This window comes from Ammonicoccus luteus (assembly GCF_050880385.1).
Classification (GTDB): Bacteria; Actinomycetota; Actinomycetes; order Propionibacteriales; family Propionibacteriaceae; genus Enemella.
Window position 1 is genome coordinate 516674 of record NZ_JBNZCI010000001.1, and the last position, 12744, is coordinate 529417.

Here is a 12744-nt window from a genome sequence, read left to right on the forward strand (position 1 = left end):
CATGCTCAGCCCTTCTGCCCTTCGTCGCGGCGATCATCGTCGTCGGTGCGCTCCTCGAGCGGCCACGGGTCCTCCACGGACGGCTCATCCAGCGGCCACGGATCGTCGATCACGTGGTCCTCCCCCGCGGTCCCGTCGAGGAACACGGCGTCCTCGGCGAACTGCGACTCGAGGGTGATCACCTGCAACACGGCCTGCTTGAGCACCAGCATCTGCAGGCCCGGCGCGACCTCCACTTTCACCTGCCGTTCGCCGACCTCGGTGACGGTCCCATAGATGCCCGAGTTGAGCATCACCCGCGTCCCCGGGGTCATCGAGTCGGCAAGCTTCGCCTGCTCCGCCTGCCGTTTCCGGTTCGGACGAATGATGAGGAAATAGAACGAGGCCACCATCAAGGCGATCAATAGGCCGGTGGTCATTGGGTCCATGAGTCCCGCAATCCTGTGCTCGTGTCCCGCGAAGGGCTGACTGCCGGAGTCTACCCACGCGATCGATGGATAACGCGTCAATCCGTGGCGCGAACGTGTCGCCCGCGCTCACGTGAAGAGGTCGGGCCCCTGGTGGCCGGCCGGTGGGGTGAGCCCAAGGTGTCGCCAGGCGGCTTCGGTGGCCACCCGGCCCCTCTGCGTACGCATCAAAAAGCCCTGCCGCACAAGGAAAGGCTCCGCGACCTCCTCGACGGTCTCGGCCTCCTCCCCCACCGAGATCGCGAGCGTCGACAGACCGACCGGGCCGCCGCCGAACCGGCGACAGATGGCCTCCAGCACCCCCCGGTCGAGCCGGTCGAGACCGAGTTCATCCACCTCGTACAACTCCAGCGCAGCCCGCGCCAGTGCCGGGGTCACCCGCCCGTCCGCCTTGACCTGGGCATAGTCCCGAACCCGCCGCAGCAGACGGTTGGCGATCCGGGGCGTGCCACGCGATCTGCGCGCGATCTCCACGGCCGCGTCGCCGGACAGTCGGACCCCCAGAACGGCCGCGGACCGGACGATGATCCGCTCAATGGCATCGGTCTCATAGAAGTCGAGTTGAGCGGTGAACCCGAACCGGTCGCGCAACGGGCCGGGCAACAACCCCGCGCGCGTGGTCGCCCCCACGAGGGTGAACGGCGGGATCTCCAACGGGATCGCAGTGGCGCCGGGGCCCTTGCCGACGATCACGTCGACCCGGAAGTCCTCCATCGCGAGATAGAGCATCTCCTCGGCCGGCCGGGACATGCGGTGGATCTCGTCGAGGAAGAAGACCTCGCCCTCCACCAGGCCCGACAGGATCGCCGCGAGGTCACCGGCGTGCTGGATCGCGGGTCCCGAGGAGATCCGGATCGGTGCGCCCATCTCACTGGCGATGATCATGGCGAGCGTGGTCTTGCCGAGTCCGGGCGGACCGGACAGCAGCACGTGATCGGGCACGCCACCGCGGTGTTTGGCCGCCGCGAGCACGAGCCCCAACTGGTCCGCCACCCGCGGCTGGCCCCGGAACTCCGCGAGCGAGCCGGGGCGCAGCGCGGACTCGGCCGCCTGTTCATCGGGGAACGCGTGCGGGTCGACCGGGGAGTGTTCTGTCACGGGCGCGAGCCTACTTCGCACGGGCGACAGTCAGGGCCGCTCACTTCTTCGCCAGGGTCCGCAGCGCCGCGCGCATGAGCACCGCGACGTTGGGTTCCGTCTCGGCCAGGTCGGCGACCCGGTCGCACGCGGTCTCGGCGTCCTTCGTCGACCAGCCGAGCCCCTGCAAACCCTGGGAGACCTGGTCGCGCCACTGCGGGGTGCCGGTGCTGACCGGCCGGAGCGCGGTGATGGCCCCGAGCGCCTGCACCTTGTCCTTCAGCTCGAGCACGATCTTCTGGGCACCCTTCGGTCCGATGCCGGGCACGCGCGTGAGCGTCTTGTGGTCCTCTGCGACGATCGCGCTGCGGAACTCGTCCGGGCTGAGCACGGCGAGGAGCGCTTGGGCGAGACGCGGCCCGACGCCGGAGGCCGTCTGGGCCAGCTCGAAGCAGTCCCGCTCATCGGCTTCGGCAAAGCCATAGAGCGTCAGCGAATCCTCCCGCACCACCAGCGAGGTGTGGAGGTGCGCAGGCTGGCCGAGGCGGACGCTCGTGGCGGTCGACGGCGTGCATTCAACACGGCACCCGAATCCGTTGAGGTCCATCACGACCCACGTCGCGCCGACCGCGGCGACAGTGCCCTGCAGATGGGCGATCACGGTCGTCTCCTTCCGACTCGTCGGGTGGCGGCGTTCACGCGCTCCACTTGGCGGCGGGAGAGCTCGGCGGCCCGCGCCAGAGCACTGCCGTGGTGCCCGCCATCGCGCTCGACCCGCCGCAGCGCTTCCTCGATCCGGTTGCTCGTCTGTCCTCGCCACACCTGACAGATCCCCAGCGCCACGGCGTCCGCCGCGTCCGCAGGCTTGGGCGGTGCATCCAACCGGAGAACCCGAGCCACCATGTGTCCGACCTGGTCCTTCCCGGCCCGGCCATTGCCGGTGATCGCGGCCTTCACCTCGCTCGGCGTGTGCTGGGCAACGGGGATGGCCTGTCGTGCGCCGACCAGCATCGCGATGCCGGCGGCCTGTGCCGTGCCGATGACGGTCGGGGTGTTGTTCTGGGCGAACACCCGCTCGACCGCCAACACGTCGGGGAGCCACCGGGAGACCAGCCTGCTGAGTTCCTCTTCGAGGGTCACGAGCCGGCGCGGCACATCGAGATCGGCAGCCGTTCTGATCACCCCGACGGCCAACAGGTCGGGCGGGCGGCCCGGCGTACCCTCCACCACACTGAACCCGCAGCGTGTCAGACCGGGATCGACCCCCAGCACCCGCATGCGACCTCCCGTTGGAACAGACGTTCGGATCCTAACCGTGGAACGCGCTGCTCGACCGCAGGCCACGCCGGGCCCGAGGTGTCAGTCCTCCTGCGGGAGCTCGGCGTTGTCGTAGACGTTCTGCACGTCGTCGAGGTCCTCGAGCGCGTCGACGATGCGCTCGAGCTTGCCCGCGGTCTCCTCGTCGACGGGCGAGTCATAGTCGGGGACCATGCGCACCTCGGCGGATTCGTAGTCGAGGCCGGCGGCCTGGACCGCCTTGCGGACGTCGACGACGTCGTTGGGTTCGCAGATGATCGTGAAGCCCTCGCCCTCGTCGAGGACCTCGTCGGCGCCGGCCTCGAGGGTGGCCTCGACCAGATCGTCCTCGGAGACCGCGCGGCCGTCCTGGGCCTTGGCCACCTCGACGACGCCCTTGCGCTGATAGATCCGCGAGACCGAGCCGACGTCGGCCATCGTGCCGCCGTTGCGGGTGACCGCCACCTTCACTTCGGCGGCAGAGCGGTTGCGGTTGTCGGTGAGGCATTCGATGAGGACGCCGATGCCGCCGGGGGCCATCGCCTCGTACCACAACGTTTCGTAGTTGACGGCATCCGCACCGGCACCCGAGCCGCGCTTGACCGCGCGGTCGATGTTGTCGTTGGGCACCGAGGACTTCTTGGCCTTCTGGATCGCGTCATAGAGCGTCGGGTTGCCGGCCGGATCGCCGCCTCCGAGGCGCGCCGCGACCTCGACGTTCTTCACAAGCTTCGCGAAGAGTTTGCCTCGCTTCGCGTCCAGGACTGCCTTCTTGTGTTTGGTTGTCGCCCACTTGGAATGACCTGCCATTGACCCGGCCTTTCTGATCAGTGTGTGAGTGCGGCTCGTGCTTCCTCAGGGGTTTCGAGCCGCTCGTATTGAATGATGGTGTCGGTGGGCTCGTAGCCCAGCGATCGATAGAGCGAGGTGCCGCCGCCGTCGACCGAGTCCAATCCGACGCCGCCCGCGTCCATGCCGGCGCGGCGGAACGAGTCGAGGGATCGGGCGAGCAGCACGCGGGCGATGTTGCGGCCACGTTGCGCGGGACGCACACCGAGCCTGTCCGTCCAGCCGAGTGCCGGTCCGCCGAGATCGTCGGTGGAGGAGTTGAGGGCATAGCCGACTACGGTGTTCCACTGATCCACCGCGACCCACGACAGGTCGGGCCGGGCGTGGTCCACCGCCAGCGAAGCAGCCCACGCCTCGGCATCGACTTCCTCCGAGCCCCATCGGTGCGCGAACGCCTCGTTGTGGGCCTCCCGCGTGGGCTCCACCCACTCGGGCCCGAACTGTTCGAAACGAACGCCCAGCACCGGGGTGACGACGAACTCGGCCACCCGCCCGCTGGTGGGGAACGGGCAGACCATGTCGATCAGCCACCGTGTCGGTGCGAAGCCCTGATGGGTGAGCAGGGAGCGTTTGTTGGACATGGAGGCGTCGCTGAAAGCGACCAGCCGCAGCGGACCGGGCGATTCAGTCGCCAGGAACCAATCGCGTGCGCGGCGCAACTGCCAGTCGAGCAGCGCTCGGCCGATGCCCTGGTGGCGGAAGGCCGGATGGACAGCACCATCGAGCCGCACGGTGTCCGGGACCTCGGCGACCGTGAGCCAGCCGACGGCAACCATCGACGACCGCTCGTAGCCCAGCGCGATGAGGTCCGACGCCAAGGGTCCACTGGCCTCGAACCACGCGGGCAGATCTTCCGGCCCCCACCGTTGGGTGGTGTCGTCGAAGGCAGCGATTGCGGACAGCAGGGCGTGCACTTCGGCGAGGTCCGCTGCCTCGCCCGAGCGCCACCGCAGAGGAGTCACGTCGTTCAGACTGTGTGACACTTTCACCCCTCCGGCAGACAGCAGTGGCACACTCTAGCGGGTTCACCGCCAAATCCGGGGTGTTTCCGCCACGCCGCCCTTCTGCGGGCGGGCTGTCTGGGCCCATACGTGGCGCCAGGTGTGGGCGGTCTGGGGTGTCTTCGAACCGGGCAGTTGGCCGGGCTCGGAGCGTTGCACGGCCCACCAGGTCGCGCCGTCCTCGGCGATCAGCCCGTCGACGGCGGCCTCCTGGTCCCGGGAGTCGGCGCCCGCGTGCAGGGGGCCACCGAAGCGGACGCTGACCCGCGACACACCGGGGGTGGCTCGCACCGCCCGGGCACCACGAATGCCCACCGGCACCACGGGCAGGCCCGTCTGCTCGGCCAGATCGGCGGCGAACGAGTGGAACGGACGCTTCGTGGCGCCGGCAGCCGGCAGCCCCTCGGGAAAGACCAGAACGGACCAGCCGTCGCCGAGCAGGTTCGCGAGGCGTACGCCGTCGGCGCCCGGGGCGTCGAAGTCCAGGCGCACACGCCGCCGGAGCAGTCCGGACAGGAAGCCGACCGGCTCCCGCGGCACCGTGACCACCGCGGTGCGGGCCCGGCGTGCCGGGTCGAGGCGCGCCAACACGAGTTCCGCGGCGTTGGCCGTCGGATGGTTCGCCACGAAGATCACCGGGCCGGCGGGCAGTCGCGCCGGCACCGGCCCGTCCAACGCGATCCACGGGGGCACCGGCGCCAGGCGCCTGGGGAGGCTCCCTCGCGCCGGGTCCTCGAACCGGCGGCCCGAGATGGCCTGTGGGGCGTTCTCCGGCCCGGACCAGCGCGCGCCCGCGATCAGCTGGCGCGCATCGCGCACCAGGCCGCGCACGAGACGGGGCCGACGGCCCCCGGACGTGGCCCAGCGGGCGAGCGCACGGGGTTCGACCTCGTTGGTGCTCATGCGGTCACGTCCGCGATCAGCGACGGCGGGGTGTGGAGGTGCAGGATGTCGGGGCTGCGGCCCACGGAGGCGGAGGCGATCTCCAGTGCGTCGGCCAGGGTGCTGGCGGCCCGGTGGCCCAGGCGCTCCGCGCTGGCCCGGTCGGCGCCGACCCAGATGATGTCGCCACAGTGGTCGATCGCCGGCTGCAGGGCGTCCCACAATTGCAGCGGGTGGGTGCCGTGGAAGGCGTTCTGGGTGCGATAGAGACTCACATACCACTCATCCGAAACGAACCGTTCCTCGTGCTCCGCGCGGATTTGCGCGGCGTCGGTCGTGGTGGTCAGGACCTCCGCGAAGAAGTCCGCCGAGGCGGCGTGGAAGCGGGCGTTGAACTCCTGTGTCAATGGATGAAACAGGATCAGGGCGCCACCCTCGCGGACGGCTGGCTTGCCCGTGTGGGCGCCGAAGGTGCGGGCCAGGGTGTCCCAAGCAGCGATCAACGGGTTCATGACCGCGCCGTGGTTGTGCTCGGTGACCGGTGCCGGGCCGGCGATGACGACATCGGCCTGTGCGCCAATGTCGACCCGCTGTTGGTCCATCAGGGCCGCGCGGCTGGCTTCGCCCACGGCCGCGGTGTCACCGCCGTTGACGGCCAGCACACCGTACGGTGCCGAGGGCGAGTCCAGCAGCAGCCCGCGGACGCGATGGGGCGCGAACCCCTGCAGGCGGCGCAGTCCCAACGCGTTGACCCGATCGCGGATATTCCACTCCCATTCGCGCTTGCCGAGGAAGGCAAGGCGCGGCGGATAGAGCGACTGGTCGAGCACAATCTCCAGATGCCAGACGGTCAGGTGCTCGGCGAGCACGCCGGCTACCTCGTCGCGAACCTGCGGATCACCGCCCCGGCCGAGCTGGGCCCATGCGGTCGCCGCACCTGTGATGCCGGTGGTGAGCTGTTGCCAACCGGTGTGGCTCAGGTCGCTGACCACACACACGTCGATGACCAGGTCCGCCTCGGCGACGGCACGGTTGATGCGCACGCCCGGTGCGATCTCCACGAGATCGGGGGCCTCGGCATCATGCGGCCCGATGAGACCGTCGCTGGCGAACGAGCGGTGCACCCGCTCCCCCACGAGCCCGCGGATCTCCTCCTCGTTCTGGGCCCGGCGCAGGCCATTGGCTGCGACCAGGCGGACGTCGTCGATGCCGGCGTCGGCCGCCAGACTGAGGATCTGTTCGAGCGCTTCGGTGCGCACGTCCGGGCGCGCCATGGCCGGCGCCGGCCGTGCGGCGTCGGTGAACACGATCGCCAACTTGATGCCGGGTCGGAGCAGGTCACCGAGCGGCACCTGTCCGAGCGGCTCGGTGAGGGCGCGGCCGATGGCGAGGGCGGGGTCGATGCCGGGCCGGGACTCGGCCGGATAGGCCACCCGTGTGCCCAGAGGCAGCCGCTCGAGGCGGCAGCCGGCCCCCTCGGCGATCAGCAGGGGCGGGGTGCGCTCGTCCACCTCGAGGACGAAACCGGGGCGGTGCATGCTCACTTCTCCTTCGCGGGCGTGATCGACCAGCGGGGCGTCTGGGACATCGCAGCCCACTCCACGACTGACCATGAGTTCTTCTGAGCCGCTCGCATCAACCCGATGTCCGGGTTGACCGCGACGGGGTGGCCGACCACCGACAGCATCGGGAGGTCGACGTGGGAATCGGCGTACGCGTACGACTGCGCCAGGTCGATCCCGTTCAGGCTCGCCCAGTGGCGCAACCACGCCGATCGGGACTCGCCCACCATCGGCGGACCGGTGAGGAAGCCCGTGCATCGTCCGTCCTCGTCAACCGCGAGTTCCGCGGCGACGATGACGTCGAACAGCGGCCGGAGCGGGCGGGTGAGGGGCCGGATCGCGCCCGTCATCAGCACCGTGGTGTGGCCCTGGGCACGATGTTCACGGATGCGCCGGACGGCGTCCGGGGACAACCGGTCGAGGATGTGCTCGGAGATCCGTTCGTCGACGGTCTCCTCGAGCGCGGCCAGATCGGCCCCCTCATAACGGCGATACAGCGCACGCAGGAACGTGCCGCGGTCCCGTCGCTCGGCCCGGAGATAGCTCGGCAGCGACTTCACCAGCGAGGCGATCTCGGATGCCTTGGCCACCGCACCCAACTCGGGCAGCTTGGCCCACAGATAGGTCTCGACAACGTTGCCGCTCATGACGGTGCCGTCGAGGTCGAAGACCGCGACGACCGACTTCGGATCGGCGGTCGAGCGACTGAGGTCGCGATAGGTCGACGCGGTGTTGCCGCGGCGCCGACGCACGGCATCCATGCGCCGGACGGGCGCAGTGACCGCCGGGCAGTGGATCTCCTCGATGTATTCGGTCCAGTCCACAGCGGCCGAATCGAACGCCCAGGTGTCCACGTCGTCCGGGTGCAGGGAACGGTGCAGGGCGAGCGTGTGGTCGTCGACGAAGTGGAGCTCCGTCCGCAGATATTCGCCGTAGATCGTGAGATAGCGCCGCAGGAAGCCGAGCCGGCCGGTGGCCTTGTCGAGGGAGCGTGCGTACGCGCGGGTGCGCGCCGAGCGCGGCGCGAAGCTCAGCACCCGGTCCGCCCACTTCGAGGCGACCTCCGACGTGGCCAGGAACCGCTCGACCTGCGCCGAACCGGGCCAGTTCCAGATCGGGAGCTTCGTCTGTCCGCGATCGCCGCGCTCGAACGGGTGATCGGTGAAATAGCGCCGGACGTGGACATAGATGTCGCGAAACGTCAGCGGATTGCGGGCGCCGGAATTGGAGTGATAGAACTCCGGGCGCCCGACCGCGGGCTGGGTGGCGCACACGGCCAGAATGCAGTTGACCACCATGTCGCAGGGGATGATGTCGATGACCGAGTCCGGGGAGGCCGGGATCTCCGGAAGGTCGCCCTTGCCGTAGGCGAGGATGATCGGCTCCGCCATCTTGAAGCCCTCGATCCATCCCGGATAGGGATGCTTGAGCGAGGACTCCACGATCGCCGGACGCACGATCGACACCTGCATGTCGTGACCCAGGTCTGCGACGATGCGCTCGCCCATCGCCTTGGCGAACGTGTAGACATCGGTCCAGCCGACCGACCGCGCCCGCTCGGTGCCGGCGAGCACGAGCTGCTCGTGGACCCACTCCTTGCGGCGGCGCTCCGTGTCGGCCGCAGTGGTGAGGAAGCCGGCCTGGCGGTGCTCCTTCTCCGCCTGCTCGCGCAGTTCGGTCAGCCGCTCGGCGCTGCGGGACTCGATCTCGATCCGTTCGGCCAGCTTGAGCGCCCACTCGGTCTCGACCTGATAGTCGACCTCGTGCTCGTGGGCGGCTTCGGGGATCGCGCCGCGTCGTCGTCCGGCGGTGTACGCCGTCGACACGTGCACGTAGTGCGGCACCTTGACGAGGTTGCCGTCGGCGTCGGACATCGCCTCGCGCAGCTTGTCGAGCAGCGCCTTCGTGCCCAACACGTTGGTCTTGAACGCCTGATCGATGGGCGGGTCGAACGACACGTCACCCGCACAGTGGATCAGCACGTCGGTGTCCCGCGGCAGATCCGGCACGTTGGGCAGGTCGCCCTCGATAACCTGGACGCGTGCATCGAGCAGTTCCTCGGCACCACCGGCGGCGTCCCGGACCTCGGCGAAGATTCGCTTCTTGACGAGCTGGACCATGCGGTCACGGGCCGAGGCGGAGCCTTTGCGCCGCACGAGGACGCCGGCGGTCGTGTCGGGCAGCTCGGTGAGGATCTTCCACAGGATCTGTTCGCCGATGAATCCGGTCACGCCGGTGAGGACGATCTTCTTGCCCGCGAGCAGGTGCTTCAGACGCCCGTCGAGCAACGGACCGTCATGGACCTTGCCGCTGAGCAGCGTCTGATGACTCACCGGGGGTCCTCGTCTCGAACGGGGATGTCGGCGCCGCGGGCGACGGCGAGCGCGTCGGCGAGGGTGAAGTTGCCCACATAGAGCGCCGTGCCGACGATCGCGCCCTCGATGCCGATCGGGACCAGCCCGCGGAGCCGGCGCAGGTCCTCCAGGGAGGAGATCCCGCCCGAGGCCACGACAGGGTTCTCGGTCCGGGCACAGATCGCGCCCAGCACCTCGTAGTTCGGGCCCGTGAGCATGCCGTCGGACGCGACGTCGGTGACGACGTAACGGCGGCAGCCGGCGGCGTCGAGGCGGGCCACGGTCTCGAACACGTTCCCGCCCTCGGAGGTCCAGCCCCGGGCCGCAAGCTTGTCGCCCTTGACATCGAGGCTGATCGCGATGCGGTCGCGGTGCCGGTGAATGATCTGTTCGCACCACTCGGGGTTCTCGAGCGCCGCGGTCCCGATGTTGACCCGCGTGCAGCCGGTCGCCAGCGCGCGCTCCAGGGAGGCGTCGTCGCGGATGCCGCCGGAGAGCTCGACCTGCAGATCGGTCTCGTCGATGAGGCGACCGATGACATCAAGATTCTGACCGCGGCCGAATGCCGCATCCAGATCCACCACGTGCAACCATTCCGCGCCGCCGTCCTGCCACCGACGGGCGGCCTCGACCGGGTCTCCGAACACCTTCTCGGTGCCATCAACCCCTTGGACCAGTTGGACGGCTTGGCCGCCCTTCACATCAACCGCAGGCAGCAACGTCAAGGATTCCACCCGGGCATGTTATCGGAGTCGTCCGGGCTGGCAGGCTGGGCGCACCACGGCGACCCTGAGGAGGAGTTCCGATGTCCGAGCCCGCGATCCAGCAGTTCTATGACGAGGACCTGGCCCAATGCTTCGGGTGCGGGGTGCACAACCCCGCCGGGCACCGGTTCAGCACCCGGTGGCTGCCGGATCGCACCACCGAGACCCGGTTCACTCCGGAACCGGAGCACACCGCGATCCGGGGATTCGTCTATGGCGGGGTCGTCGCGAGCCTGATCGACTGCGCTGGAACCGGGAGTGCCGCGCTGGCCGCGGGCCGCGAGCGAGGCGTCGACGCCGCGACCGACGGAGCGCTGCGGTTCGTGACGGGCACGCTCGAGGTGCGCTATGAGCGCCCCACTCCCATGGGACCGGAGCTGGTGTGCAGCGGGACGATCGCCGAGGTGCGGGGCCGCAAGGTCACCGTCGAGCTCGTGGTCACCGCCGAGGGCACCGTGGTGGCCCGCGGCCGGGTGATCGCCCTGGAGGCCCCGGACACCATGGCCGGCTGACCGGCCGCGGCCCGAGCGACGGTCAGATCCCGTGCACGAACGCGCGTTCCTCGCCGCGGGCATCGGCTGCGAACCAGTCGTCCTCGACGGTGAGCGGCTCGATGGTGACCGCCGTGTCGGCCAGCACGAGCGGCAGGGTGTGCAGCACCGTGGAGGGGAAGGACAGGATGCTGCGCCCGACCGGACCGCGTCGGGCGTACACCTCCATCGGCAGATCCGGCCGCACGATCCGCACCCCCAGCCGCTCGATCGTGGCCAATTTTTCGGGCGACTCGTGGCGATGGGGCAGATAGCGGGCGACCGCCCGTCGGGTGGCGAGGCGTTCGATCCCCCGCAGGTACGCCGCCCCGGCGACGACCCCTGTCTCCACCAGCGACGTGCCCATGAGGTCCGTGCCGTCGAGGGTCTGCGGGGGGCCGAAACGGTCCCGAACCCACGCATAGGTGTTCGGGGTGACGGGCAGGTCGGTGTCGAGAGGCATGGCGCTGAACAACTCGACCCTGTCGCTGCGGCGGCCGAGGAGCCGCTCGGCGCGGCGGCCGACCGCCCGATGAGCTCGGGACCGGCGGGCCACGTGCCACCGACGCAGCTCGGCCCCGCTCGCCCACTGCTCGGCGAAGCGCAGCGTGGCGGTCCCGTCGTCGACGACGACCAGCCGCAGGTGCCTTCCGGCCGCGGTGAGAAGGAGATGGGCGAACGCCGCATAAGGATCACCGAGCACGATCGTGTCCGCCGCCCGGACCGCGCGGACGCAGCGGGCCAGCGCAGATCCCGCGCCCGGTCCCTTTCCGCGGACCTCGGCCCAGCGGACGACGAAGCCGTCGCGGCGCACCAGGTCGGTGAGCCGATGCAGTTGGAACCGGGTCACCGGATCGCCCGGCCCGAGGACGACGAGATCGGCATCGATCCCGGTCGCCGCAGCCCACTCGACCGCGTTCAGCAGTTGGGCCGGGCTCTCGACGAAGCCCAGGGTGTTGCCCACGGACTCAGACGCGTGGGGTGTGGATGTGGTCGTCGCCCGCGTCCGCGATCACCCCGGGGACCCGGCGCAGCTTCTTCATCGGGCCAAGCTCGGACTCATAGACCTTCTTGACCCCGTCACCGAGCGACTTCTCGATCACGCGGATGTCCCGGACGAGCCGCTCAAGGCCGCCCGGCTCGACGGACGCGGCCTGGTCCGAGCCCCACATGGCCCGGTCGAGGGTGATGTGGCGCTCGATGAACACCGCGCCGAGAGCGACGGCCGCCAGGGTCGTCTGCAGGCCCGTCTCGTGGCCGGAATAGCCGATCGGGACGTTCGGATATTCCTTGTTGAGGGTGTTGATCATGCGCAGGTTGAGCTCTTCCGGCTTGGCCGGATAAGTGCTGGTGGCATGGCACATGAGGATCTGTTCGCTGCCCAGCACCTCGACCGCATGCCGGATCTGGGCCGGGGTCGACATGCCGGTGGACAGGATCACGGTCCGACCCGTGGCGCGAAGCTTGCCGAGCAGGTCGTCGTCGGTGAGCGACGCGGACGCGACCTTGTGCGCGGGGAGATCGAACTGCTCGAGGAAGTCGACCGCCTCGGTGTCCCACGGTGAGGCGAACCAGGCGATGTCGTGCGCCTTGCAGTATTCGTCGATGCGGCTGTATTCCTCGACCCCGAACTCCACGCGGTGGCGATAGTCGATATAGCGCATGCGACCCCACGGGGTGTCCCGCTCGAGATCCCACTGGTCACGCGGGGTGGCGATCTCGGGCGTGCGCTTCTGGAACTTCACGGCGTCCGCACCCGCGTGGACCGCCGCGTCGATGAGCCGCAGAGCATTGTCCAAGTCGCCGTTGTGGTTGATGCCGATCTCGCCCGTGACATAGACCGGATGGCCCGGTCCCACAGGACGGTCGCCGAACAGGCGCACCTTGCTGCTCTCGGCTGTGCTCATAGTTCCTTCTCCCATCGACCGGTCGCGTCGAAAGGCTACACGCTGCCGGCGCTGG

13 protein-coding genes are annotated in these 12744 nt (G+C 69.5%); 1 reads left to right on the forward strand and 12 read right to left on the reverse strand.

Going from position 1 to position 12744, the window contains the following annotated elements; all coding sequences use genetic code 11:
- Nucleotides 1-5: 5 nt before the first annotated feature.
- The 10 genes from yajC to priA form a co-directional block, all read right to left on the reverse strand.
- Nucleotides 6-428 carry a preprotein translocase subunit YajC gene (gene yajC / locus ACQ260_RS02435; protein WP_432557804.1) on the reverse strand — a complete coding sequence of 141 codons (423 nt, stop codon included), beginning with the start codon at nt 426-428 and terminating at the stop codon, nt 6-8.
- Between the two features lie 108 nt (nt 429-536).
- Complete coding sequence (gene ruvB / locus ACQ260_RS02440) at nt 537-1565, reverse strand: Holliday junction branch migration DNA helicase RuvB (protein ID WP_432557805.1); 1029 nt, start codon at nt 1563-1565, stop codon at nt 537-539.
- A 40-nt stretch (nt 1566-1605) separates the two neighbouring features.
- Nucleotides 1606-2205 carry a Holliday junction branch migration protein RuvA gene (gene ruvA / locus ACQ260_RS02445; RefSeq protein WP_432557806.1) on the reverse strand — a complete coding sequence of 200 codons (600 nt, stop codon included), beginning with the start codon at nt 2203-2205 and terminating at the stop codon, nt 1606-1608.
- On the reverse strand, nt 2202-2813 hold the full coding sequence (gene ruvC, locus ACQ260_RS02450; protein WP_432558353.1) for a crossover junction endodeoxyribonuclease RuvC: 612 nt from the start codon (nt 2811-2813) through the stop codon (nt 2202-2204). Before ruvC ends, ruvA begins: the two co-directional genes overlap by 4 nt.
- Nucleotides 2814-2903: 90 nt before the next feature.
- Nucleotides 2904-3650, reverse strand: coding sequence for a YebC/PmpR family DNA-binding transcriptional regulator (locus ACQ260_RS02455; RefSeq protein WP_432557807.1), 747 nt, complete (start codon nt 3648-3650; stop codon nt 2904-2906).
- Nucleotides 3651-3667: 17 nt separating this feature from the next.
- Complete coding sequence (locus ACQ260_RS02460; protein WP_432557808.1) at nt 3668-4651, reverse strand: GNAT family N-acetyltransferase; 984 nt, start codon at nt 4649-4651, stop codon at nt 3668-3670.
- A 63-nt stretch (nt 4652-4714) separates the two neighbouring features.
- The gene (locus ACQ260_RS02465; RefSeq protein WP_432557809.1) at nt 4715-5593 is read right to left on the reverse strand and encodes a 1-acyl-sn-glycerol-3-phosphate acyltransferase; all 879 of its coding nucleotides are present in this window, start codon (nt 5591-5593) and stop codon (nt 4715-4717) included.
- Nucleotides 5590-7110, reverse strand: a complete 1521-nt coding sequence (locus ACQ260_RS02470) for a lactate racemase domain-containing protein (protein ID WP_432557810.1) — start codon at nt 7108-7110, stop codon at nt 5590-5592. The genes ACQ260_RS02465 and ACQ260_RS02470 overlap by 4 nt, the downstream gene beginning before the upstream one ends.
- A 2-nt stretch (nt 7111-7112) precedes the next feature.
- Nucleotides 7113-9467: an HAD-IB family hydrolase gene (locus tag ACQ260_RS02475; protein ID WP_432557811.1), complete on the reverse strand. Its 2355-nt coding sequence runs from the start codon at nt 9465-9467 to the stop codon at nt 7113-7115.
- Nucleotides 9464-10222, reverse strand: a complete 759-nt coding sequence (gene priA / locus ACQ260_RS02480; protein WP_432557812.1) for a bifunctional 1-(5-phosphoribosyl)-5-((5-phosphoribosylamino)methylideneamino)imidazole-4-carboxamide isomerase/phosphoribosylanthranilate isomerase PriA — start codon at nt 10220-10222, stop codon at nt 9464-9466. The genes ACQ260_RS02475 and priA overlap by 4 nt, the downstream gene beginning before the upstream one ends.
- Nucleotides 10223-10293: 71 nt before the next feature.
- Between priA and ACQ260_RS02485 the strand changes: the two genes are divergently transcribed.
- Nucleotides 10294-10764, forward strand: a complete 471-nt coding sequence (locus ACQ260_RS02485) for a PaaI family thioesterase (RefSeq protein WP_432557813.1) — start codon at nt 10294-10296, stop codon at nt 10762-10764.
- Between the two features lie 22 nt (nt 10765-10786).
- Here ACQ260_RS02485 and ACQ260_RS02490 read toward each other — a convergent pair whose 3' ends face one another.
- Complete coding sequence (locus ACQ260_RS02490; RefSeq protein WP_432557814.1) at nt 10787-11746, reverse strand: hypothetical protein; 960 nt, start codon at nt 11744-11746, stop codon at nt 10787-10789.
- Nucleotides 11747-11750: 4 nt separating this feature from the next.
- The gene (locus tag ACQ260_RS02495) at nt 11751-12689 is read right to left on the reverse strand and encodes an N-acetylneuraminate synthase family protein (protein WP_432557815.1); all 939 of its coding nucleotides are present in this window, start codon (nt 12687-12689) and stop codon (nt 11751-11753) included.
- Nucleotides 12690-12744 lie beyond the last annotated feature (55 nt).